The sequence below is a fragment of the Flavobacterium sp. genome (genome assembly GCF_032153895.1).
Taxonomy (GTDB): domain Bacteria; phylum Bacteroidota; class Bacteroidia; order Flavobacteriales; family Flavobacteriaceae; genus Flavobacterium.
In genome coordinates this window covers 84,613-110,037 of sequence record NZ_JALDYN010000005.1, presented here as the reverse complement: position 1 = coordinate 110,037, position 25,425 = coordinate 84,613, and the positions used below count along the sequence as shown (strand labels likewise).

At 37.4% G+C, this 25,425-nt stretch carries 20 protein-coding genes, 2 tRNA genes and 1 pseudogene; 9 read left to right on the top strand and 14 right to left on the bottom strand.

Annotation, left to right across the window (positions count from 1 at the left end; genetic code table 11):
- Window positions 1–56 precede the first annotated feature (56 nt).
- The 3 genes from RUH60_RS03740 to serS all read right to left on the bottom strand — a co-directional run bounded on the left by RUH60_RS03740 (window position 57) and on the right by serS (window position 3,519).
- Window positions 57–368 (bottom strand): DUF4286 family protein, encoded by a 312-nt coding sequence (locus RUH60_RS03740; protein ID WP_313805567.1) that lies wholly within the window; start codon window positions 366–368, stop codon window positions 57–59.
- Window positions 369–393: 25 nt separating this feature from the next.
- Entirely contained in the window at window positions 394–2,172 is a 1,779-nt protein-coding gene (locus tag RUH60_RS03735) for a tetratricopeptide repeat protein (protein ID WP_313805565.1), read from the bottom strand.
- Between the two features lie 75 nt (window positions 2,173–2,247).
- A complete protein-coding gene (gene serS / locus RUH60_RS03730; protein ID WP_313805563.1) occupies window positions 2,248–3,519 on the bottom strand; it encodes a serine--tRNA ligase in 1,272 nt (423 codons plus the stop codon).
- Window positions 3,520–3,683: 164 nt separating this feature from the next.
- Here serS and RUH60_RS03725 point away from each other — a divergent pair, with 164 nt between their 5' ends.
- From RUH60_RS03725 to RUH60_RS03710, 4 genes are all read left to right on the top strand, one after another.
- Window positions 3,684–5,657, top strand: a complete 1,974-nt coding sequence (locus tag RUH60_RS03725) for a M1 family aminopeptidase (protein ID WP_313805561.1) — start codon at window positions 3,684–3,686, stop codon at window positions 5,655–5,657.
- A 77-nt stretch (window positions 5,658–5,734) separates the two neighbouring features.
- A complete protein-coding gene (locus tag RUH60_RS03720) occupies window positions 5,735–7,327 on the top strand; it encodes a site-2 protease family protein (RefSeq protein WP_313805559.1) in 1,593 nt (530 codons plus the stop codon).
- A gap of 72 nt (window positions 7,328–7,399) precedes the next feature.
- A tRNA-Asn gene (locus RUH60_RS03715) sits at window positions 7,400–7,473 on the top strand.
- Window positions 7,474–7,509: 36 nt separating this feature from the next.
- Window positions 7,510–7,583: transfer RNA gene (locus tag RUH60_RS03710), tRNA-Asn, on the top strand.
- Here the strand turns inward: RUH60_RS03710 and RUH60_RS03705 are convergent.
- The 4 genes from RUH60_RS03705 to RUH60_RS03690 form a co-directional block, all read right to left on the bottom strand.
- Entirely contained in the window at window positions 7,549–9,090 is a 1,542-nt protein-coding gene (locus RUH60_RS03705; RefSeq protein ID WP_313805557.1) for a recombinase family protein, read from the bottom strand. The two genes, RUH60_RS03710 and RUH60_RS03705, sit on opposite strands and share 35 nt — an antisense overlap.
- Window positions 9,091–9,537: 447 nt before the next feature.
- Window positions 9,538–10,146, bottom strand: a complete 609-nt coding sequence (locus tag RUH60_RS03700) for a recombinase family protein (RefSeq protein ID WP_313805555.1) — start codon at window positions 10,144–10,146, stop codon at window positions 9,538–9,540.
- A gap of 185 nt (window positions 10,147–10,331) precedes the next feature.
- Window positions 10,332–10,814 (bottom strand): hypothetical protein, encoded by a 483-nt coding sequence (locus RUH60_RS03695; RefSeq protein WP_313805553.1) that lies wholly within the window; start codon window positions 10,812–10,814, stop codon window positions 10,332–10,334.
- A 38-nt stretch (window positions 10,815–10,852) separates the two neighbouring features.
- Window positions 10,853–11,518: a hypothetical protein gene (locus tag RUH60_RS03690; protein WP_313805551.1), complete on the bottom strand. Its 666-nt coding sequence runs from the start codon at window positions 11,516–11,518 to the stop codon at window positions 10,853–10,855.
- 104 nt (window positions 11,519–11,622) lie between these two features.
- Here RUH60_RS03690 and RUH60_RS03685 point away from each other — a divergent pair, with 104 nt between their 5' ends.
- The 3 genes from RUH60_RS03685 to RUH60_RS03675 all read left to right on the top strand — a co-directional run bounded on the left by RUH60_RS03685 (window position 11,623) and on the right by RUH60_RS03675 (window position 15,531).
- A complete protein-coding gene (locus tag RUH60_RS03685; RefSeq protein WP_313805549.1) occupies window positions 11,623–11,877 on the top strand; it encodes a hypothetical protein in 255 nt (84 codons plus the stop codon).
- A gap of 1,262 nt (window positions 11,878–13,139) precedes the next feature.
- The gene (locus tag RUH60_RS03680) at window positions 13,140–14,747 is read left to right on the top strand and encodes a hypothetical protein (protein ID WP_313805547.1); all 1,608 of its coding nucleotides are present in this window, start codon (window positions 13,140–13,142) and stop codon (window positions 14,745–14,747) included.
- Window positions 14,748–14,877: 130 nt separating this feature from the next.
- Entirely contained in the window at window positions 14,878–15,531 is a 654-nt protein-coding gene (locus tag RUH60_RS03675) for a hypothetical protein (protein ID WP_313805545.1), read from the top strand.
- Between the two features lie 119 nt (window positions 15,532–15,650).
- Here the strand turns inward: RUH60_RS03675 and RUH60_RS03670 are convergent, their stop codons facing one another.
- The 7 genes and pseudogenes from RUH60_RS03670 to RUH60_RS03640 form a co-directional block, all read right to left on the bottom strand.
- Window positions 15,651–15,869 (bottom strand): GDCCVxC domain-containing (seleno)protein, encoded by a 219-nt coding sequence (locus RUH60_RS03670; RefSeq protein ID WP_313805573.1) that lies wholly within the window; start codon window positions 15,867–15,869, stop codon window positions 15,651–15,653.
- A gap of 51 nt (window positions 15,870–15,920) precedes the next feature.
- Window positions 15,921–16,259: pseudogene (locus tag RUH60_RS03665) on the bottom strand (MerC domain-containing protein); the annotation flags it as partial.
- The gene (locus RUH60_RS03660) at window positions 16,249–17,049 is read right to left on the bottom strand and encodes a cation diffusion facilitator family transporter (RefSeq protein WP_313805543.1); all 801 of its coding nucleotides are present in this window, start codon (window positions 17,047–17,049) and stop codon (window positions 16,249–16,251) included. The gene RUH60_RS03660 and the pseudogene RUH60_RS03665, both read right to left, overlap by 11 nt.
- A 4-nt stretch (window positions 17,050–17,053) precedes the next feature.
- Window positions 17,054–19,222: a TonB-dependent receptor plug domain-containing protein gene (locus tag RUH60_RS03655; RefSeq protein ID WP_313805541.1), complete on the bottom strand. Its 2,169-nt coding sequence runs from the start codon at window positions 19,220–19,222 to the stop codon at window positions 17,054–17,056.
- 555 nt (window positions 19,223–19,777) lie between these two features.
- A complete protein-coding gene (locus RUH60_RS03650; protein ID WP_313805539.1) occupies window positions 19,778–22,024 on the bottom strand; it encodes a multicopper oxidase domain-containing protein in 2,247 nt (748 codons plus the stop codon).
- 64 nt (window positions 22,025–22,088) lie between these two features.
- Window positions 22,089–22,931 carry a DUF3347 domain-containing protein gene (locus RUH60_RS03645; RefSeq protein WP_313805537.1) on the bottom strand — a complete coding sequence of 281 codons (843 nt, stop codon included), beginning with the start codon at window positions 22,929–22,931 and terminating at the stop codon, window positions 22,089–22,091.
- Between the two features lie 86 nt (window positions 22,932–23,017).
- Window positions 23,018–23,350: a hypothetical protein gene (locus RUH60_RS03640; protein ID WP_313805535.1), complete on the bottom strand. Its 333-nt coding sequence runs from the start codon at window positions 23,348–23,350 to the stop codon at window positions 23,018–23,020.
- Window positions 23,351–23,610: 260 nt separating this feature from the next.
- On the opposite strand from RUH60_RS03640, the gene RUH60_RS03635 reads away from it, so the two are divergent.
- Window positions 23,611–24,897: an NAD-dependent succinate-semialdehyde dehydrogenase gene (locus tag RUH60_RS03635; RefSeq protein ID WP_313805533.1), complete on the top strand. Its 1,287-nt coding sequence runs from the start codon at window positions 23,611–23,613 to the stop codon at window positions 24,895–24,897.
- 10 nt (window positions 24,898–24,907) lie between these two features.
- Complete coding sequence (locus RUH60_RS03630) at window positions 24,908–25,411, top strand: nuclear transport factor 2 family protein (RefSeq protein ID WP_313805531.1); 504 nt, start codon at window positions 24,908–24,910, stop codon at window positions 25,409–25,411.
- Window positions 25,412–25,425: the final 14 nt, after the last annotated feature.

Sequence of the window (25,425 nt, the reverse complement as noted above, 5' to 3'; positions counted from 1 at the left end):
AGAAAGTGTTGTCCTAAATGTTTTTTGGCTTTTACTTTATCCATCAGTTGTATTTGTTAGTGATCCGAAATCAACTCCAACTCGGTACGGAACGCCAACATATTGTCTCCAAAAAGCCTGTGCCCTTCTTCGCGAAGTCTTGGCGCATCTTCATCGTAATAACGCTGCAAGGTTTCTTTACAATCTGTTGTATATTGAACCGAATAGGTTACACCGCCCATTTCTTCTTCCACCAATACTTTCACCATACGAGCTGATGTGAATTTACCGGTCGCCAAAACATCGGCGATGTGTTTGTTCTGCATCCAGTCCATCCATTGGTCGTGAACGCTTTCGTGTATGTTGATGGTTACGTTGTAAATAATCATATTTTGTATTTTATCAAATCTTCTTTTATAAATTCGTATCTCCTCGTAGTTTTCGGTAATACTGACGCGCTTCCACAAAATAAATGCTGTCCTGATGGTTGAAAATCACTTTTTCATACAGCGCTTTGGCTTTCTCATCGTCTTTGAAATGCTTGCGGTACAATTCTGCAGAAAAGAACAATGCTTCATCCGTATAAATACTCTCCTTCTGTTGTTCTAACAATTGCTGGTACTGATTCAGCGCGTTTTGGTAATCGTTTTGTTGTTCGTACAACTGTCCTATTTTAAGCAACGTTTCGTCTTCGATACTTTGTCCTTTGTGTTCTTTTAAAATTGTTTGAAATTGCTGAAGTGCTTCGGCGGTTTTGTTTTGAAACTTTAAAAAATCGGCTTTGGCGAATTTCTTTAAGGCGACTTGCGTGGAGTCTTCTACCGTGTTGTCGCTAATCAGTAAAAACAATTCTAAAGCATCGTTGGCAATCAATTGAGAAGATGATGATTTCAGCACTTTGAACTGCTTCTGCGCCCAATCGAAATCGCCTTTGTAATAACTCGCTTTCGCCATTTTAAAACTGGCATCGTGGCCCAATTCGTCGTTTTTTAAATCGTCTTCAATCTGTCCGTAATAAATAATCGACTGATTGAATTTCTCATTGAGCAACAACAAATCGGCTAATTCTTCTTTAATGGCGGCCATTTGGTACTTCCCGATTGGAAAAGTCATCGCACGTTCCAAAATGGCTTTGGCTCCGTTAAAATCTTTCAGATAAAAGCCGTAAAAATGCGCCTGAAGAATCTGCAAATCGATGGAATACGGCGTCACGCCATACTTTTTTACCAAAACATCCAACTTGTCCTTAACCGCCGGATACTCTTTTGAAGTCGCTTTGTTCATCTCCATATACACCAACTGATGGTGCGCCTGCAGCTGCAATTCCAAATCCTGCGTGTTTTGTAGGATGAAATTCAGAATATCGGTTGCCACAACCGTTTCGTCTTCGTCTATGGCTAATTTGGCGAGATTGATGAAATTATAGAAATTGTCCGGACTGCGTTTGAAAATTGCTTTTTCCTGCGTAAAGGCTTTTGAATAGTCTTTCTGTTGCACAAAAAACCAACTTAGAAACTGGTTCCAAAAAATATCCTGATTCTTCTGCGTGCGCAACAACAAAGCTTTACGCAACTGGCTGTTAAAAGTTTCCTGCGCGTCTTCGTTCATAAAACGCGTCAGCTGATTTTGCACCAAGGGCAAATTTCCCTGATTGGCGAATGAGAAGTCAAGTAACTTTTCAATCATCAAATCGGTGTTGCCTAATTGTCCTTGTAAAAGTGCTAATTGATAATCGAAATTAAAACTCGGATTGCCAGCTTTTCCTAGTTCGTAGGCTTGAATGGCTTTTTCGACCAAGACTTTCTGTTCAAAAGTGGCAGCAATGCCGTAAACCGTATTCGGATTTTCCTTGATTTTATCTAAGGCGATTTGATAGTATTTATCAGCTTTGGTTTGGTTTTTCTGCAACTGATAATTGTATCCTAATTCTACGTACAGATTGTCCTGTTTCAGTTTTTCGATACGCTCCAAAAGCAGTTTTTCAGCCTTCTCGTATTGTTGCAATTGTTGACAACAGGCAATCATCTTCTGGAAAGCCTGATAGTTGTAGGGTTGCTTTTTAATGACATCATCATAAACCGAAAGCGCTTTTTCAAATTCACCGCGGTCAAAGTAGTTCTGCGCCAGTTGCTCGTTTTGGGAAAAAGCAGCCAGCGAAAGAAAAAACAGGAGAATCAAAAAGCCTTTTTTCATCGGTCTTAAAAAAACAATGTACTAATATAGCCCTTTTTAGCCAATTAGTACATTGCAGCTTGTTATAAGATGTTGTTAATTTATGATGTCGAATCCGGTATACTTGCGCAGTACTTCTGGAATGACAATTCCTTCCGGGGTTTGATAGTTTTCCAAAATTCCGGCTAAAACACGCGGTAAGGCTAACGAACTTCCGTTTAAGGTATGAGCTAACTGGGTTTTTCCGTCTTTCCCTTTGAAGCGTAATTTCAAACGGTTTGCCTGGAAGGTTTCAAAATTTGATACAGAAGAAATTTCCAACCAACGATCCTGAGCTGTAGAAAACACTTCAAAATCATAGGTCAAAGCCGAAGCAAATCCCATATCACCACCACACAAACGTAAAATTCTGAATGGCAAGCCTAACTCGCGCATGATTTCTTTCACGTGTTCTACCATACCGTCCAACGCTTCGTGGGATTTCTCCGGATGCTCGATACGTACAATTTCTACTTTATCAAACTGATGCAAACGGTTCAAACCGCGCACGTGAGCGCCCCAAGAACCCGCTTCTCTACGGAAACATGGCGTATAGCCTGTTGCCAAAATTGGCAATTCGCTTTCCTGCAAAATCACATCGCGAAAAATATTGGTCACCGGCACTTCCGCCGTTGGAATCAGGTATAAATCGTCTTTGGCGTCGTGGTACATTTGTCCGTCTTTGTCCGGCAACTGTCCGGTTCCGTAAGCCGATGCTTCGTTCACCAAATGTGGCACCTGAAACTCTTGGTAGCCAGCGTCTGTATTTTTATCTAAGAAATAAGAAATCAAGGCGCGTTGTAATTTGGCTCCTTTTCCTTTGTAAACCGGAAAACCTGGCGCGGTTATTTTTGTTCCTAATTCGAAGTCGATGATGTCGTATTTTTTAATCAGTTCCCAATGCGGTAAAGCGCCTTCGTGAAGTACCGGAATGGTTCCTTCTTCAAAAACATTCAGATTATCGTCTGCTGATTTACCTTCCGGAACGATATCCGCCGGCGTATTGGGCAACTTGTATAATTCTTGCGTTAACGCATCAGCGGCCACTGCCAAATCTTCGTTCAAAGTCTTGGCCTGCTCGCGCAACTGCGTTGCTTTCTCTTTTAAAATTTCGGCTTTTGCTTTTTCACCGGATTTCATCAGTTCTCCGATGTCTTTGGACAACTTGTTGGATTCGGCCAATACATTATCCAATTCCACTTGAAGGGCGCGGCGTTTCTCATCCATGGCCACCACATTAGCTACCAAGTCTTTTACATCCAAATTTCTTTTGGCTAAAGCTTTGATAACTTGTTCCTGGTTGTCTCTGATAAAAGCAATCTGTAACATAGCTGTATAATTTTAAAGTGAGCAAATTTAAGGATTTGTTCGTTAAAAAAAGGTTTGCTGTAAAAGATAGTTGTATTCTGAAAAAGATTCATTTTCAAATTCACAACAAAACCTCATTACAATGTTGCAAATTTTGCTACATTTGGTAAATTTTTTAAAACAATATGAAAAAGTTTGCCCTATTTTTTACACTATTCTTAGGTTTTTTAGGATTTTCACAAAGTCACGACGAAGACTTTCATAAAATTGTAGAAGCCGAAATGAAATCGGCAGCCTCGGCTATGGCTTTTCAGGCCAATCCTAATACGCAAAACTACGATGTTCGTCATCACAGAATAGAATTAACTACCAATATCGACAATTTTGTCAATGTTAGCGGGCAATACCGATTGAACATTACCGGAAAAGTTACCACGAGTTTCATCCCGAATACCGCAACGAATTCTATTGTTTTCGATTTAACCTACAGTTCCAATCCAACCTATAAATTAACTATCGGAAGTGTTATTTTTCAAGGGAGTCCAATTACCTTCAGCCATAACGCAACTGATGAATTGGTTTTGATATTTCCGAGTAATTTAACTTCCGGAAACACCTATTCGGTTGAAATTAATTATTCCGGATATCCATCCACTAATGAACAGGCTTTTACTTGCTCGTACCATGACAGTACCCCGATTTTGTGGACGCTTTCCGAACCTTTTGGGGCACGCGATTGGTGGCCTTGCAAACAGGATTTGAATGACAAAATTGACAACGGAGTCGATGTGTATATCACGGCACCAATAGCCTATAGTGCAGTTTCCAACGGATTACAGCAATCCGCTATTCCGAATGGGGCTAACAAAACTACACATTTTCATCACGGCTATCCGATACCCGCTTATTTAGTAGCTATTGCCGTAACCAATTACCAAACTTACAATCAACAAGCTGGTTTAGGCACTCCGGAGAGTCCTTTCTTTCCGATTATCAATTATCTTTATCCGGAAAGCAACAATGCCAGTACGCAAAATGCTTTAGCAGTGACTCCTCCTATCATGAATCTGTTTGAATCTTTGTTTGGAGCCTATCCTTTCCGAACCGAAAAATACGGTCATGCACAATTTGGCTGGGGTGGCGGTATGGAACATACTACGGTTTCATTTATGGGCGGATGGTCGCGCGGCTTAATCGCTCACGAATTAGGACATCATTGGTTTGGAGACAAAGTGACCTGCGGTACCTGGAAAGACATTTGGCTTAACGAAGGTTTAACAGAATACATGGCTGGCTTAGTAGTAGAGGCTTTTGATGGAGCTGCTAGTTTTGTAAACTGGAAAGCCAACAAAATAACCAGCATTACTTCACAGCCCGGCGGAAACTTATACTTGACTGATGCGCAAGCTACCAATGTCAATACAATTTTTAGCTCAAGAATATCCTACAACAAAGGCTCCATGGTTACCCACATGTTACGCTACAAACTGGGCGACACGAATTTTTATCAGGGAATGAACAATTACTTGAACGACCCTCTATTGGCTTACGGATATGCGGTTACACCACAATTGCAACAGCATCTGGAGACTGCTTCGGGTATGGATTTGGATGAATTTTTCAACGATTGGGTTTACATGCAAGGCTATCCGATTTATGACATTACAGCTTATAATTTTGGTCCGGGACAAGCGAAAATCACAGTAAATCAAACCACTTCGCATACTTCAGTTCCCTTTTTTGAAATGCCGGTCCCAGTTCGTTTATTGGGTGCTGGTGGATTGACTCATGATGTAATCGTTGACAACACTTCAAACGGACAGGAATTTATCGTTAGTGTTCCGTTTCCTATAACCGATTTAGAATTCGACCCGAATCGTCACATTATTTCTAATGGAAGTACGGCTTCATTGAGTAGCGAAAGTTTCGAGTTGAATCAAATGGCTGCCTTATATCCTAATCCGGCTAATGATAAAATCACCATTCAGTTGCCTAACACAATGCAACTTGAAAACGTATCAATATACAATACCTTAGGGCAGTTGGTTGCTACAAACACCAATACAACACTTGATGTAAGCAGCTTAAGCTCAGGTGTTCATTTGGTAAAAATCGCCACTTCAGAAGGTACGATTCATAAAAATTTTATAAAAAAATAAGCAAACACAAATTAGATGGCAATAAGTAAGGTGAAAACCTTACTTTTGTCGTTTATTACAAAAACATATTTCTCAAAATGATTCAATTAGGACAAATTCTTTTCATCTTATCGGTATTGGTAATTCTTCATGAATTTGGTCATTATATCACAGCAAAATGGTTTAAGGTACGCGTTGAAAAATTCTATCTTTTCATGGATGCCGGTTTTTCCCTTTTAAAGAAAAAAATTGGGGAAACCGAATGGGGAATCGGTTGGTTACCTATCGGAGGTTATGTAAAACTTGCCGGTATGATCGACGAAAGCATGGACACTGAACAGATGAAAGGCGAACCGCAACCATGGGAATTTCGTTCTAAACCGGCCTGGCAACGTTTAATCATCATGTTGGGCGGAATCATAGTGAACATACTTCTCGCTTGGTTTATCTACACCACCGTATACATGACCTTTGGGCAAAAATACATTTCAACCGAAAAAATTCAGGAAAACGGATTGGCTTTTGGCGAAGTTGGCCATAAAGTTGGTTTCCAAAATGGGGATAAAATTATTGCCGTAGATGGTGTACACCAACCGCGTTTCAACCGTATGGTCTTGGATGTTTTGTTGGGTGATAACGTAGAAATTGAACGCAACGGTCAAAAACAAACGATTGTATTATCCGACGAAGACAAAGCAGAAATCATCAGCAAAGAAGGTAAAGAATTCGTAGGCGCCCGTAACCTACTAAAAACCATTGTTATCGATAGTGTTGTCGTGACCAAAAACAAGCTGTCGGTATTCAAACCTGGAGATCAGCTTGTAGGCATCAACAATAAAACTTACACCTATCTTGATGAAATCGATGAAATCATCCGTCAAAATAAAAATAAATCGGTAACGCTTTCCATTCTTAGAGACGGACAAAATTTCAACATCACGCTTCCAGTAAATAAAGAAGGTAAAATAGGATTTGGAGAAGACTTTTTCATTAGCTCTAATTTGGTAATGCAGGAAGCTTCTGTCGATAAAATCCAACCGGATTCTGAAGCAGAAAACATCGGTTTGCAATCTAACGACAAAATCATCGGGTTTAACAACCAAACCTTCAAATACTTCCGTGATTTCAGAACCGCTTTACAAAAAGAAGCCGGAAAAACCATCGAAGTGAACATCATCCGCGACAGCAAACCGCTTACAATGAAAGCTAATATCGGAAAAGACGGAAAATTAGGCTTCAACTTAAAATCCGATACGGAGACCGATTATCAAATCGTAAACAAAATGAGTTTCGGAAGCGCTGTTACCGCAGCAGTAGAAGAATCTTGGCAGTTAATTATCTACAATGTAAAACAGTTCAAATTGATTTTACGTCCTAAAACCGAAGCGTACAAACACGTGAAAAGCCCTGTTGGTATCGCGCGTGCTTTACCAGACACTTGGAACTGGGAGTTTATCTGGAATTTCACCGCCTTATTCTCTATCGGTTTGGCATTCATGAACTTGTTACCGATTCCGGGCTTAGACGGCGGACATGCGTTATTTACCATTGTAGAAATGATTACCGGAAAAACCTTGAACGAAAAAGCAGCCGGGTACGTACAAACCGCCGGAATGATTATCTTACTGACGTTAATGGCCTTAACCTTCGGAAAGGATATTGTCCAGTTGGTCATGGATAAATTTTTCTAAAAAAACTGCATTTTCCTATTGACAGATATAAAATTTCAATTATATTTGCACTCGCTAAAAAGATATTAATCTTCCTCCTTAGCTCAGTTGGTTAGAGCATCTGACTGTTAATCAGAGGGTCCTTGGTTCGAGCCCAAGAGGGGGAGCAACTTTTTAGCAAACACATTTACCGTTAAGGTGATTCCTCCTTAGCTCAGTTGGTTAGAGCATCTGACTGTTAATCAGAGGGTCCTTGGTTCGAGCCCAAGAGGGGGAGCGTAAGTGGAAAAGCCATTCTTCGGAGTGGCTTTTTTCATTTCCATACTTTCGGAAGCCCTTTGTTTACGGGTTAAAAGCTCAATTACTTTGTTCTCGGAATTGGTTCGAAAACCTCCATTTTCGATAACCAAATTTTCAGGGTAAATCACCCTCAAAAAACTCGCTTGAGCCTCACCAGATAAGCGGTTGAATACATTTTCTAAATTGCAAATCAAATCCAACGATTTATTGATATATTTTTTAGATTCGTCCTTCTTCGACATTAAATCTAAAATACTGTTTTCACATTCCTTCTTCCTAGCATTGTACCTCTTTATGACGTTATCAAACTGTTGCTTGTCAATTTCATTACTCATAAGTTTGTCTTCTGCGTTTTCTATCATGCCTTCAATAGTTTTTAGCTCCGTTTCTAACTTGTTTAACCTTATTACGTCTTCTTTGTTACTTGAATCAATAAAATCCTCCAGAATGGCTTTAAACAGGTTTTTGATACCTGCATTAATCGTAATTTGGCTCAACATATCCTTTATTATGATATGAACCTCATCACGCTTATGCCTTACCTTGCATGTTGAAGTACAATGATAATAGAAATAGTAACCTCCGTTTCCCTTACTTTTACTCCCAGTTATTTGCTTCCCGCATACAGGACAAATAATATTTTTCTTTAATGGAAAATCCTCATTTACAACCGATGGAAGTTTAGCTTTCCTTTTTCTTCCTAACAATACCTCTTGAACTTTATCGAATAACTTTTCTGAAACAATTGGTTGGTGTAGACCTATAACAATTTGTTTCTCCTCCTTTTTAAATTCTTTTATTAAAACATATCCTTTGTAAACCACATTTTTCAGCATATTATAGAATTGTTGTTTTTCCAATTTACAATTATATTCATTTTTCAATCTTTTTCTTATAGCTTCAACTGGTTCAATACCTTTAGCAACTTCCTTAAACGCTCTTTCTACTATAAGAGCCTCCGCATTGCGCTTCAATGATGCTTTGTTATCAATTCTAGTTCTTTCGTAACCATAAGGAATTCTGTTAACCCAACAGCCTTCTTTTTGTGCTCGTCTCATTCCGTCTATAGTACGAATTGAAATCTTATCGTTTTCAACTTCTGGCAATATCAAATACATTGATAACATCACTTTGTTATCAGGAATGCTTAAGTCTAATGGTTGTTCCATTGAATTTACTTCAATACCCATATTAGAAAATAGGCGAATAACTGAAAATGCTTGCTCTGCATTTCTGCTGAACCTATCCCATTTTGTAAAAAGTATCAAATCAATACTTTTATTGCTTTTTACAAATTTTTCGAGTTTTTTCCATTCTGGTCTGTCAAAAGTTTTTGCTGAAAAATCATCCTGAAAATGATTAACTACATTAAATTTTTTAAGCTCACAATATTTTTTCAATGCTTCTTCTTGATGTCCCAAACTAAAACCTTTTTCAGCTTGCTCATCTGTACTCACTCTTGTATAGATTACTACGTTTTTCATATTTCTTATTTTTTAGTTTTACTTTTTTCTATTATTTCAACCAATCTGTAAAGCGTTTCCTTTAACAACTCCACATCATCATCACTGTATAAATTTTCTTTTTTATTTAAAATTCGTTTGCACTCCTTATTCGTTAACATTTCACCTCATCCGACTTTCCCATTTTTTCATGTCGTAAGATTATTCGCATCACAAAAATTAGCACCAAAGATTTAGGCATGGAAAATCCACCCCAGGTTTACTCGGTATTTTTTAAATTATGTGATTTTGATTTTTTGAGGAGCACCTTTCCCCTTTAAAGAAATTACTTCAGCCGAAGTAAAAAATGATTATTACATCCTGTAACGAATCCTATATGAGCAAAGATACTAATTAAAGAAACTGGTTGCAAGTTTTTACTTTCACAAAATGTTGACTATCAGTAAAAAAAAAGAAAAGAAGCAGTTTTTAAGCCGCTTCTTTTTCCTGCAATATTCTTTGTATTTTCTGAGCAGTCCCTAAACTACATCCCCCAATTTTAGCCGCTCTTCTGAGTGATTCACCGTTTTTGAGTTCCTTCACTACTGCTTTATACTTAATCAGAACCTCATCGTCATTCATTCGAGTTCCGTATAAACGACCTTTATACGTTCCTTTAGCTTTTGCCAACTCAATACCCTGCCTTTGTCGCTCCAGCATATTATTACGCTCCATTTCAGCTACGTTCCCTAGTACTGATACAATCATTTTAAAACTTGGGTTTGGCTTATTATCAATCAACGAGAACATTCCAATATTTTCAACAAAAACCTTTACTGACTTTTCATTAAAAAACTCAATCATCGTCAAAATATCAATAATTGACCTCCCTAATCTATCTATGGAATTTATGTGTATCTCGGTAATAATACCGCTTTCAATATCTGAAATCAGTTTACTTGCTTCTTTTCGTTCCGAAAACTTAACAGAACCCGATACCTTATCAATGTAAACTTTTGAAAATTCTTTGGAGTTTGTTTCTTGGCGACCTGTGTTTTGTTCTGTTGTTGAAACTCTAACGTATTTTACTTTTGTCATGGCTTATATTTTGATTACACGACAAATGTAGTGTATATTTTTAGAATGGCAAAATTATACACTTAAAAACCAGGCTATTAGCCAAAATAACTGTGCTATTTTCAAGCATGGTCTAAAAATGAACTTTTATCAAAATAAAAAACGAGGCATTACCTCGTTTAATCATTGAAAATTTTAGTTATGGTCTAGTTCCATGGATTTTTGTCACCTTTTCGAATTACATCGTAATTCCCATTTAGCTCCAAAGCGGGATTACTTCCATCAAACACAATCCTGTAATCACTTACACCACTATCGTGTAAATTCACAGTTACATATTTTTTACCCGTATCAGAAAACCTATCCTCTTTAAAATCGTAGCTCCCTGTTCTATCTGGAGTATTTCCCCAGCTACCACTTTGAGGAGTTGCCTCGTAAAGCTCGTAAGTTCCATCTGCTTTGATAATGATTCTTTTCCAAAGTTCCCCAGTTGGTTTTGCAACCCATGTACCAACAACACAACTTTTAACGTCTTCTAGTTCGCTGATGTAGTAGCAAGTGTTTTCGGTGGAGTATTCCGATGAGGTTTCTGGGTTGTTTGATTTTAATTTATCGTTTATAAAGCCAATTAAGAAACCAGCTCCCAATGTTCCAACTACGATAAGTGTCCATAATTTTCCGTTACTCATATTTTTAATATTTAAGAATTAACAATGTTTTTAATCGATTAGAAATTGCGGATGGCTCTAACATTTATTGCCATAGCTGGAGATTCTAAATACAAATGTTGTCGCCAATAGTTGTTATCAGAATGCCAATCCACACTCCATACATTTAATAGCGGAGCTGAATTGTATGGGTTTGGGTCGTCTGGGTCATTGATATCGCAAGACGAACTCCAAGTATTTTCGTTTATGCTAAAAAAGTCAGCAATTGGATGTTCGTACTTAAAGAAATGGAGCATCGTATATAATTCCTCACGGGATGGCAAATACCAGTCGTCTTTTCCATTTAGTACCAAATCATAACAGATTTTAGCTGCATACAGCTCACCGTTATTGTTTCCGATGTGGTTAACGATTTTGGTTGTATTGTCTTTCCCTGTACCGATGGCTACACCAAGTTGAGGTACTGGAACATATATTTGAGTTTGTGGATTTCGTGGTACTTCACCCCATTTTACAAGCCCTAATACTCCAGTTACTTCAAGACCGTGTTGACCAGTAGCATCTAGGGAGAATATACGACCGCCCCCAGGTCCGATACCTCCTAAAGTATAGGTTGTGGGTGTTGGGGTTGGGTCTGGGTTGTTTGGATTGTTTGTTGGTGCATCATCGCCACCGCTACACGATAGTAGAAGCGCAATAAAAGTTAGTACTAATAGTTTTTTCATTGTCCTGATTTTAAGAATTATCGAACAAATATATTAAAAAATGAGACATGTATCATGAAACATGAATCATTGAACGCTATTAGGTAGGATTTTACCTTTAGCGTATGCGAGAAAGAAAAAACGAAATACCAGAAAGCGTAATAAATATTGGTAAGAACATCACCAATATTATAAAGGATAAAGACCTCAAAATCACAGATGTTGCTAATAAAGCTCAAATTGATATTGAGACCTTTAGACGTTATGTTGGTGGTTCAAAAGGTGGTCGTCCATCAATTGTTATGGGAATCGATAAGTTAGTTCGCATCGCTATCGCATTGGAGTTGGACGATTATAATGAATTATTCAAAAAATCTTAATTTTTATTTTTCAACAGGTTTCCGATTTTCAACAACTCGTTTTGGTCAACTTTCGACATCATTATTTCGATTGGGAACTTCGGGGCTTCGGTCTTCAAAACCTCACGGAGCTGGCTTATGGTCAATTTTAATTTCATGGTTTCTCTTTATATATAAATAGGTGTAACCTGAAAATCCACCACAAAAAAATCCCAAAAAATTTTCAACGATTTTCACCCCAAGAAATTTTTAGCAATCAAATTGTAAATATTTGCGCTATACAATTCAGCTACCATCGAAAGGCGGGTAATCGCAGACCATAATCTCCAAAGCCTTGAATATCTTGTGTTTACAGGGAGGGGGTCTGTTGCGGTCACCAGTACAGGGAGGCAGGGGTCAAATTTGGGTCGTTGAGCAAAAACGTGTGAATATACCTACAAAATAATACACTTTTAGCACCATTAAACCCAGGTTTATGCGCTAAATACTTGTTTAAAATCCTGGTTTTCAGTACATTTGTTCGTCTAAAAGCCAACAAACATGAACAATAAAGCCGACTTTCAGAATTTCTTCCCAGTTGACAACTCCAGCCGTACCAATCTACATTATGACCTCGTAGCATCCAAGTTTATGACTGGAATTGAGAACCATAGAAGCACCCAATACAACAACTCAGCATCCGTTAGCGGAGTTTTTTCATTAATTGGCGCTATTGTCCAAATTTTCATCGGTGCGGTGGTAGTCGTCTTTGGAATCCTAAAATTTATTTTCAAATCGTTTCGATAATCGTAGCGCAGATTTCGTGAGTATTTCCGCTATGGAGCAATACGATTGCATTTGTATTGATGTAATTTATTATAAATCAATAAATTGTATAATTACTTCATTTGTATATTATATTTCTATTATTTATTACTTCACTATCTATTCTCATATATGTTACTTATAATATAGTAATACTAATAGTTGTTAATGTCAATAAAATAAGGCTATTACAAAGATTACTATAAAATATACTATGCGCAGATTGCGCTATTATAGTTAAAATTATGTTAATTTGTAAATATAATTCAATAATAGTGGATATTTATTAAATATATTTAAAATTTACTTGCAATAGACTATAAAAATTCGTATCTTTGCATAAATTAAACGATATAACGAGAAATTAACTCGTTAAAATTCTTGGTTGCTGGGTGGTCATGTACCCAGCTTCTCTTACCAAGTGTAGGAGAGCCATGATAATCATCCATAAATTGGGTGAACCGAATAAGAGAATATGAATGTTTGAAAACGATTGCCTCGCCTTAACTGGTGAAACTGGAGACTTACAGGTACTCCACAATGAAGTAAGATTAACCGAATTAGCTAACCTTTTCCCCAATGTTAATTCGATACTGATTCCGAAAAAGGCGGAATACAACCTAAAAAAATACACATCTAAAGCACTTTTAAAAGAAATCGACCCCAATACTGATGTAGCGGTGGAAAAATGCCTATTGCTTTTATCCAACCTCGCTAGTACCTATTACGTTGAGGATAAGGAAAACCCAGAGAACCGCTGGAAGTACCTAAAGGCTGAAATATTCCACCAGCAGACCAAAAACAAGGACAATACCTATATATACCCGAAAATCATTGATGCTTTGGTAGCAGGTACGAGTAACGGAACGATGCTGGAGGTGGATAGTAATTACGCTCCCAATGAATATTCCAGAAGGTACAGGATTCCAGAAAGCTATTATAAAGCGGGTTTAACCGAATATCTAATCAAAGACAGCAAAATTATCCTAAACAGAAATAAAATCTTTTACGAGCAGTATAATGAGGCTCAGGCTAATATTATTTGCAACAATCTGTTGAAAATTTATCCAAAGCTTGACTTGCCTACACCAGAAGAGCTACTGAAAATCGGAAAACAATTGGTTAAGCAAGGTAAAACTACCAAAAAAAATAAAATCCTGACGATGCGCAACAAGCATAAAAACAATTACTGGAAGGATTATAAAAACAGGAGTTTCATTGAGGATAACATCGAATTATTCGGGTTTCTTACCAATCGAGGCTTTATGATACCAACTGCGGGGGATGAGCGTAGCGGTGAGCGTGTTGTGGATTCCATTGGGTTGATGCCGAGCTGGATTCGTAATGAAATTACCATCGATGGCAAAAAACTGGTGGAATGTGATTACAGGGCATTACACCCAAATATAGCCATGAAATTGTACGGAGGTAGTCAAAGCTTTCTAACGCATGAAAGTGTTGCTGAAAAGGCAGATATTGATGTTAAAAAGGTGAAGGTGTCCCATTTAAGCTTTTTTAATATGGAGTGGGAAGACATGATGAAATCCCCATTGTTCAACCATTACCACATACACGAAGCCGATATGCTTTCTAAGATTTACCACGATAAAAACGAGCATGGTCACAAAATCACATCGCAGAAAATGTTTACCGTTGAGGTGGCGATTATGACCGATGTAATAAAACATCTCAACTCGCTTGGTATTTATGTCCTATACGTTTACGATGCTTTGTTATGCGAGGAAAAGGACAAAGCCGTGGTAGTGGAAACGATGAACAGAATTGTACTGGAACATGGGATTAAAACGACCGTTAAGAAAAATGTCAGCGCAAAAATCGATAATGAGTGCGCTATCGTGGATGAGGTTACTGGTGAGGAAACCATTGAAAAAGATACCCAAACGAATGTGGTGTATAGTATAACTGAATTAAAAGTAATGTTAGTCGAGCTAAAGAACCATAAGGAATATAACGGTGTCAAAAGCGCAATTAGCATGCTACTGGATAATATTGACACAAAAACCGTTGAACAGGCGAATATGCATTACTGGCATTTCAAGAACAAGGAGTATTTAGCTATGTTTTAAAGCGTAATGAAATGAAACAGAAAACCCCTGACGGATCGTCAGGGGTTTTGTTGTTTCTAGGTATAGTGATAAAAGTATTGGTTGTTTTATTTAGCTTTGTTGTTCAATCATCATAATTGCAAAAAATACTATGGAAGAAAGCTTTGATAAAGAAAAACTTAAACAGTTCACTTACATCTATCACTTTGACTACATCAAACACGAACTAAAAGACATTGAAGCTTTTATAAAATCTACAGACCGATTTTTAACCGACAACTTACAGTTAAGCAATAAACTTTCTGACGAACCTGATTATGCCAATCCAAGACTTCATCCAGAAGTACAGTTTGGAAGTATTTTTCCTGATATACTTTGGCGTACTGCTTTTCTTCATTCTTACTTTCGCTTTGAATCAACTTTAGATGAGATTTGTAAAAACTTACAAAAAACAGAAAACTATAAACTTGGATTGTCTGATGTGGCTGGAAATGGAATTTTTAGAGCCTCTGTTTATTTGAAGAAAGTTTGTGATATAGCAGAACCATTTACAGATAACTCGTGGAGTAAAATAAATGATTACAATAAATTGAGAAATATTTTTGTGCATGGAGACGGTTTAGTTGCACGAAAAATCGCAATTGATTTAGCAAAACGAAATGAAGGATTGCTAATTGCTTTAATTGACATTGACAAGATTGCCATTCGTTTTTCAAAGGAATTCAATTTAAAAGTTCTTGAAACAATCGAGGATTTTTATAGCATTTTGCAAAAAGCAATGCAGAAAAGCAAAAACGAAAATTAATAAACCAAAGCAGTAGATTACAACAATTGAGCTAGGTATATTGATACCAGTTTTTGATTGGTTTGGATTTAGTGAAAAACAAAGGATGGACACGATTGAACTGCGCCCAACCAAATCAACTAGCAACAATTTTCACCAGCTTGAATCGGTGGACACTTTACCGTCCCATAACTGCAATACACGCAACAATCACCTTCTAATGGTCGTAATCTGGTTTTACAGCACTCACATTCATAGAAAAACTCGCAAGCATTGGTCGGCATCATTTCTGTTTTCTTATGTCCGCATTTCGGGCAAGTAATCGTTGATTCCAATTCAACTTTTTTACCGTTATAGATAGTACAAGTGTCGCAATTTCCGTGAAGTTTGTTTCGATAATAATTTATAGCAGTACTAACAAATAACCCAAACATTCCCGCATAGATAAAATATGCGCCATCGTTGGCAAAATAATAACCATAAAATATTAGAAATGCACTTGGAATACCAACTAACAAAGGATATGTACATCGGTGCTTGCGGTAAGAAACAAAAAGTCCAATTAGCGAAATTAAAACCATGGCTTGAAAAACCCACATTGTCCAACCACCAAATAACTCAAAACTTCCCAGCCCAAGAGCTGAAGCCCCAAATGCAAAAAGAGGAAAACAACAAGGCGAAAAAATAGCTGTTAGGAATAGTCCAACAGTTCCAAGTTTGTCAATATTATTCGTTAAATTATTTCTCATTTGATAATTTTAAAATTCTTAAAGCACCTTTACCCACAACAGCGAAAACTAAAATCCCAATAACCAAATCAGGAATTTTTGAATTGGTGAAATATACCAATACACCTGCAACAATCACCCCAACATTCACAATAACATCATTCGAGGTAAAAATCATACTAGCTTGCATGTGAGCTTCTTTGCTTTTAGATTTCTGCAACAGGTACAGGCATATAGCATTACCAACAAGCGCAAGCAGCGAAATTATTATCATGGTTTGAAATGCTGGTACTTCGGCAAAACCTAAAAATCTTCGTAGTACTTCAATAAACCCCAATATTGCTAACAATAATTGAAAATATCCACTCATTTTTGCAATGTTGTTTTTTCGTGTGATTGCACCACCTACGGCAAATAAAGCAAGAGCGTAAACGATGCTATCAGCTAACATGTCTAAACTGTCTGCAACAAGCCCCATTGAGTTAGAAACAAATCCTGTAACCATTTCTAAAGCAAAGAAAAAAGCATTGATTCCTAACACTTGCCAAAGAAGTTTTCTTTGTTGTGTGTCGTCCGATTGTTTAATACTCTCAGAGGTAATTTCGGTTTTCTCTAAACTGCTATCAAGATTTAAACTGTTAATTTTATCTGTTATCAAGTTCGTATCACCCGAGTGAAACACTTCCAGTTTTCTATTTGGAATATCGAAATTAAGCTGTTGTATTTGTTCGATACCATTTAGTTTAAGCCGTATCAATTGTTCCTCACTGGGACAATCCATCTTCGCTATTTTGTAAATACTCTTATTCATATCGTTACAATTTAATCTTAATTCCCGCATTGATAACAAACCCATCTAATGGAGCATAAATGTCCTTGAATACAGGATTATCAATCGTTCCAGTGTAGATGCTACCAAATCTAGTTTGCCTTGTGTCGGTAAGATTCTCAAAGTTAGAATAAATTGAAAAATGCTCCCAAAGCTTTTCAATCATCACACCATAAATCCAATAATTCTTTCCTGTAGAACCATCACTTAATTTTTGCGGGCTATAATAATAAGCTTCCAATCCAATTTTCCATTTATCTTCAACCTCATACATCAAAACATTATTAAAACGGTGTTTTGCTGTAAGCGGATTTTGTGATTTGATACCGTTTTGATTAATTTGGGCATCGGTATAAGTATATCCGACAAATAGCTTAAAATCCTCATAGCCTAATTTAATATTGGTTTCTGTACCTTTCGTATCAATATGCCCATTAATATTAACAAATTGGGATGTTCCGTCTGAAAGCGGTGTCAGTATTAACGGATTATTGATGTAGGTGTAGTAAAACAATTGATTGATGCTAAACGAAATTTCATCTGTAATATTAGTTTTATAATTAACATCAAAGTTAGTTCCGTAGCTTCTCTCCAGACGATTGAAATCTTTATCAATTGGCAGAACATTTTGATATTGAATTCTTTCGCTTTCATCAGTGAATATCGTTGGGGTTTTATAACCTAATCCACCGCCAATACGTGAAGATAATTTATCCGAAACCTTAAATAACACAGATGCTTTCGGCAATAATGCAAAACCATAATCAACAATATAATCTCCTCTTAAACCAGTTTCAATGTGTAACCATTCTTTAGCTTTCAAGGAATTTTGGACAAAAGCACCAAAAACAATTTGGTTGTAATCACGTAGAGGAAATGTAGTGATTTGTCTTTCAGTAAAGTTATCCGACCAAAGATTTGCTCCTGATACCCAATCTGAAGTTTCCCCATTGTGAGAATATGTGATTTCTGAAAATGTACTGTTCTGCACACCGTCAAACTTATAATTTGGAATAGAAATTACACGATTGAAATTATTTAAACTATTGCGAAAAGTTATACGCTCATTCTCATTAAACTGATGCGTAAAAGTTAGTTGGGTGCTAATCCTGCGAGTATCATTTTTTTCAAAATAAGCTTCTGTATTGCCACCGTTTTTGATGTAATCGATATTTCCACCTATACGATTTTCAAATGCAGTATTTAGCCCAAAATCAAGCTTAGTTTTGTCGTTGAAATAAACAAATAGCTTCGGGTTTACATTGAATCTCTCAAATTTAGGAATGGCTGTCAATTTAATGTTGGCAGGGTCGTACGGTGCATTTCTATTGTGTGAAGCAAACAGTGTTAGACCGACCTTTTTAAAACGTTGTGAGTAGAATCCGTTTACATCAAGACCTAATGCTGATGTTCCGTTGATGTGGAAACGTAGTTCCCTTTCTTCTGACGGGGTTTTTGAAATTAGGTTTACTAATCCAGCAATTGCACCACCACCGTACAATGTTGAAGCAGAACCTTTGATAATTTCAACTTGTTTTAAATCCAGTGGCGGAGTTTGTAAAAGACCCAATCCACTTGACGCACCCGAATATAAGGGAAATCCATCTTTTAGAATTTGTGTATATCTTCCATCAAGTCCCTGTATGCGAATTGATGAATTAGCTGATATTGCAGAAGTTTGTTGTGTTTGAATACCAGTGCTTTCATTGAGTAGCATTCTAATATCTCCAGGTTTCATATTTCCTTTTTCTTCCAATTCTTCACCAGCAATAAACTCAACTCTCGTAGAAATATCTTTTATTGTTCTTGTGCTTCTGGTTGAAGTAATAATTATTTCTTCCATTTCTTCTGCTTCAGATTCTAAAAAGATTTCTAAAATATCTTCTGTTGCTCGTGGGAAAATAAATACTTCAGTTTTCTTTTTGTAACCAATTGAAGAAAAAGTTATTGAATGTTCTCCATCTGGGATGTTGGTAATTAATATTGTACCGTTTTCATCCGACACAGATATATTGCTTGTATCATTTAAAACAGCTGACACACCTATTATTAGCTCTTTAGTGTCATTGTTTTTGACAATTGCCTTAAAACTATTTTGTGCTTGAGCACCCACGACAACAAAAATTGCCATGATTATAAAAAAATATTTTTGCATGATTAATTGCTTAATGTTTATGTATGATTTTATGCTAATGGCTAACCATTAGTGTAAATAACTAAAAAACATTAAACTATTTTTGGCGGTTGCCAGATACTACAAGAAAAGGCAGAATAAATAGGATTCTTGTAGGAGTAGGGTTGCATTGAAGTGTCTTCATGTACAAGTTCTTTGTGAATTTTAAACGATACTATTACTTCAGAAATAAAACCCGTACATGTACCACAAGAATAAAATGGTGAGCAATTACCCTCACAGTTGTCACCACATCTTTTGGAATCTTCATTACAATGTTTCTCAATTTGATGTTTAGTGTCTCCATGATAAGCATAGCATGGCACTACTGAAAGTACCACAACAATAAATGATAATATGCTAACCATTATTTTCATGTAGCAAATTTAGTATTTTTTGGATAAATGCGAATTTTTTAAATCTCACACATTTCACATAGGTTATAAAGCCTCTCTAAATCACGCTTAAATAGGTTCGAAAACTCAATACTTTCGGGAGCAAAACAAAAAAGCCATTCTTTCGAATGGCTTTTGTTTTTTAATAATTCAGCATCAAACCGACACCAAAACCCATATCGCTGTCGTAGTGCGTCCTTACCCCCAAATTTTTATTTAGAATATAGCGCAAATCAGCCATGTACTCTTTATCGGTATTAACCATAAAGCCTGCACGCAGCCTTTTTGACACTGGTATATCTTCCCGCATTAATGACAATCGAACAATACCATCATGATACACTTCGGCTTGAAAATTCACCAACATTTGAAGCGTATACATAAAACCAAGGCTAACCGCACTTCTCTCATCTTTTTTATTAGCCTGTCCAAATAAGTTTTTTTCCTGTTCATCAATTCCCATTTTACGGTATCTCCAGTCGAAACCTATAAACGGCATAAACCATTGCATTTTTCCAAGGTATCGTCCAAGATGTGTTTCTATTTCGTAACCGTGCATATCGTGATAACCTAAACGCCATTCCGTACCAAGACTCCAACGGGTGTTTTGCAACATGGCCATACCATCGTTTCCATTGGTAGCAAAATCATTATCTGCCATAAAATGAGGTTCATTACTTTCCTGCTGGAGTTTTTTATACGCCCATTTCTTATTAGGCAGTAACGGATTATCGGCTTGCTTTTCATAACTAAAAACACGATTCATCCCCGCCATCATATGATACAAAATATGACAATGAAAAAACCAGTCGCCTTCCAGATTCGCTTCAAATTCAATAACATTGGTTTCCATGGGCATAATATCCAACACATTCTTTAACGGCGCATAATCTCCTTGTCCGTTAATCAATCTGAAATCGTGTCCGTGTAAATGCATCGGATGACGCATCATCGAATTATTATACAAGGTTATAAGAACAATTTCTCCTTTTTTAATCAATAATTTATCGGTTTCTGAAAGCACTTTGTTGTCCATACTCCAAACATAACGGTTCATGTTTCCGGTTAGCTCAAATTTGAATTCCCTAACAGGCGCGTCTTTAGAAAGCGTCGTTGGAGTAGGCGATTTCAACATGGCATAATTGAGCGTTACAAGATCTGACGTTGTCATGGCAGCATGGTTCTTATGATCCGAATGATTGTCTTTATCCGTTTGCGTCTGAACTTGCTTTGTTTCACCGGTGATTTCCGGATACATTACAGTATTCATATCCATTTGCTGCAAACTCATGTCCATGCCCATATCATTCATTTCGCCATTCATTTTCATCATGTCATTCATCATCTTCATCCCTTCAAAATATTTCAGTTTTGGCAACGGATTCACCAATTGTTTGATGCCTGAACCGATATAAACAGATGCCGATTTTGTTCGGTCTTCTGGTGTAGCAAGAAACTCATAGGAAGTATCTTCTGCCGGAATCGTTACCACAACATCATAGGTTTCAGAAACTCCAATAATCAATCGATCCACCTCAACAGGTTCTACGTCATTTCCGTCATTCGCAACTACCGTTATTTTGCCTCCTGCATAGGTAAGCCAGAAATAAGAAGATGCCCCGCCATTAGAAATCCGCAAACGGACTTTATCGCCTGCTTTAAACTGCGAAAGCTGACTTTCGTTTTGCCCGTTTATTAAAAATTTATCGTAATAGACATCGCTTACATCCATGGCCAGCATTCGCTTCCATTCGTTAGTCAATTTGGTCTTAAAATGTCCTTCTTTTATAGCTTCGGCATAACTTTGGGTCGCGCCTTTTTTAATCGCAAACCAATCCGTAGCGCTGTGAAGCATCCGGTGTACATTTTCGGGTTTGTAATCCGTCCATTCGCTTAACATGATTGGAACTGTGGGTAAATCATCAATTCCCTTTCTAAATGTCGGATCATCTTGTTTTTTCAACAAGACCAGCGATCCATACATTCCTATTTGCTCTTGCATACCGCTATGACTGTGGTACCAATGTGTTCCGTTTTGAATAATTGGAAAACGGTATACATGAGTGGTGTTAGGCTCAATCGGCATTTGCGTTAAAAAAGGAACGCCGTCTTCTTTGTTGGGTAAATACAAGCCGTGCCAATGCAAAGATGTACTTTCTTTAAGCTGGTTATGAACATGAATTTCTGCCGTATCACCTTCTGTAAAAGTAAGTGTAGGCATTGGAATCTGTCCGTTTACAGCGATAGCTCGTTTTTCTTTACCAGAAAAATTAACTACTGTGTCACGAACATATAAATCGTAACGAACTACCTTTTGTGCGTTACTGTTTTGGGTTGGCAACAGCAAATAAACCATCACCAACAATATTTTATAAAAATTATACTGCATAGTCTTGGGTGTTTTTCATTGAAACAACTAGTAAAAGGGCAGTTCAAAACCACCCTTTTAGATTTTATTTTAATGTTTCCACCGTTTTTCCACAAGTAAGCATTTGAGAACCATAGTACGGATTTTTAACTGCGCTTTCCATACTTAACCAATTGGCTCCTTTTCCGCTATTCGCCATCGGGCAAAACTGATAATACACCGGTTGGGCGTGTTTGGATGCTTTCATCAAAGTATACATGTTCCCCGACAGACTCATAAAATGGTCTCTTTGATGTCCAACATCTTTAGTCTCCTGAATATGCTCTGCATCAAAAACTAAATCCTTCATTACCTTCATCCAAACCGCATGTTCCTGATTGGCGAGTTTACCCATTTCTATCACATTCAGAGCAGCCAATAACGATTTAGCATAGGTAGAAGCCTGAGTCCCGTCAGTTTTCACCAAAGCATCTTTAAGTGAAAAATAGGTGTCAAAAACTGTTTTAAACTGATTCTCCTCTTGTGTTGTAGGTTGTTCCATCACTTGATTTTGATGATGTTTAGAATACTCTTCTTTTACCGTCGTTTTACGCACACGTTCGTATTGACAACATTCCGGAAGTTTGGCATACACGGCATCAGGCGCTAAAAACTGATCACTATCATATCCCGATAAAGCAATTCGTTTTAAAATTTCATTTGGATTGGTTTTGGAAGCATCGTAAGTTAGTGTAGCCATTTTGGTTTCTTCATCCCAATCTACCTGTGCAACTTTTTTGATATTACCTGCTTTTTCAATAGTACTTTCGCACATTCCGCAGTTACCATAAATTTTTACACTTTCGGTTTTAGCATTTTTAATTTGCGCATCACAAGCCGTAACAGACAGCATTACGAATGCTATCATTATATATTTTAATGAATTCATGTTTGTAAAATTTAAATTGTTGAAAAAATTATATAAGAGCCACAAAGCTGTCAACTAAACACACTTTTGGCTGTCAGGATATAAAATCAACTTATTTTTGGAGGCGCCCAAACAGAAAAGCAATCAGAAGAAACACAGCTTTCCTTGTAGACAATAGCTTCTTTTTCAAAGAATATTTGAGGAAGCTTAATTTCGATATCAAAAGACAATACCGTAGCGAAGTTTGACGCCGGACATTGGCAGGAAGTGCTTCCGCATTTGCCTTCACAACCGTCACCATCTTTTTCAGAGTGGTTATCACAACAACTTTTCGTCTCTGAAGTGTTATCGCAACAAGTCTTTTCAGTCTTTTCGGATTTTGCATCGCATGCGAACGCAATAGTTGGCGTCAGGAAGACTACAACCGTCAGTATCAGCATTATGTAAAATCGTTTTGTCATTTTTCTGTTTACAAAGATAAGTCTTTTTTGTTTGTTGACATCATTCGCTATTTTTCTTATACATTCTTTATAAAATACAACTGACAATTGAAATAATCAACTAACAGATTCTGATATATAGCGTACTTACTCCGTATCAAAGCCGAATATAACCCGTACATAAGTTGTATGTAAATCCATCTACTTAACAACCCATCTCAATCAAAAACCGTAACTTTACCTGTCAAGTTTAAAAAACCATGCAAACCAAACTCAATACCGCTCAGGAAGCCTTTTTATACTGGAAGCGAACTCCTCTAACTACCAGAACAGCTTCTCTGTTACAGCTTAAAACCGTTTTACAAACTAAACGTGAGCAACTGGCAACCCTCATCACTAAGGAAATGCACAAACCTATTACCCAATCCTTAGCTGAAATCGATAAATGTACTTGGTTATGTCAGTACTACGCAGATAATGCGCCACAATTTCTAACTCCAAAAACCATCGTTACGGATGCGCACGAGAGTTATATAACCTACGAACCTTTGGGTACCATTTTAGGCGTTATGCCTTGGAATTTTCCGTTTTGGCAAGTGTTCCGATTTGCGGTACCGACCGTTATGGCAGGAAATACAGTTGTCGTAAAACACGCCAGCAATGTACCTGAATGTGCCGAAGCCATTGAAGCTCTGTTTTTGGAAGCGGGTTTTCCCATCGGAATATACCAAAATCTACATATAAACAGTAACAAAGTAGCTGAAGTCATCGCACATCCGCAAATTAAAGCCGTTTCCCTTACCGGAAGCGAAACAGCCGGAATTGCCGTAGCTACCGAAGCCGGAAAACACTTAAAAAAACTCGTTCTGGAATTGGGTGGCAGCAATGCATTCATCGTTTGTAAAGATGCCGATATTGACAAAGCTGTCAGTACTGCTGTCAACGCCCGCATGCAGAATGCCGGACAAAGCTGTATCGCCGCGAAACGCTTCCTAATTCAGGATACTATTCTTCCTATTTTTACTGAAAAATTCAAAGAGGCCGTGAGCAATCTCAAAACAGGCGACCCAATGGACGCAACTACACAAATTGGCGCACTGGCTCGCATCGACTTAGCTGAAGAATTGGAAAAACAAGTTCAAGATTCTGTTGCTATGGGTGCCAAAATAGTTTTAGGCGGAAAACGTAACGGTGCTTTTTACGAACCAACACTTATAACCGATGTTACTACCGAAATGCCCGTTTTTAAAGAAGAAACCTTCGGTCCTGTTGCAGCACTACTATCGTTCAAAACCCTAGAAGAAGCGATTCTGCTCAGCAACCAATCCGAGTTTGGCTTAGGTGTTTCGATTTTTACCGAAGATTTAAATACGATAAAAAGTTATATTTCGCAATTCAACGAAGGCGCTGTCTTTATCAATGAAATGGTCAAATCCGACCCAAGATTACCCTTCGGCGGCATCAAAAAGTCCGGTTATGGCCGAGAATTAGCGGAAGAAGGCATTAAAGAATTCGTCAACATTAAAACCGTAGTCATCAATCCTTAAACTTAATTTTATGAAAAAAATCTTCTCTATCCTTATCGTTACTTTTTTGTTTTCATGCGCATCTTCTGCTCAAAAACAGGCTACTGAAAAACAAGCCATTAACACCGTTTTGGACAATTGGCACAAAGCCGCAGCTGAAGGCAATTTCGACAACTACTTCAATGCTATGTCGGACGAATCCATCTTCATCGGAACCGATGCCACCGAAAACTGGAATAAGAAACAGTTTCAGGACTTCGCCAAACCGTATTTCGACAAAGGAAAAGCCTGGGATTTCAAGCCCTTGCAACGCAATATCTATTTCAGCAAAGACGGTAAAACAGCCTGGTTTAACGAATTACTCGACACTTGGATGAAAATCTGTCAAGGTTCTGGGGTTATGGTTAAAGAAGGAAAGGAATGGAAAATCAAACATTACGTGCTTTCGGTTACCATTCCGAATGATAATGTGGATGAAGTCATCAAAGTGAAAGCACCTATCGAAGACGCACTCCTTCAAAAACTAAAAAAATAAAACAAAGCAACCCG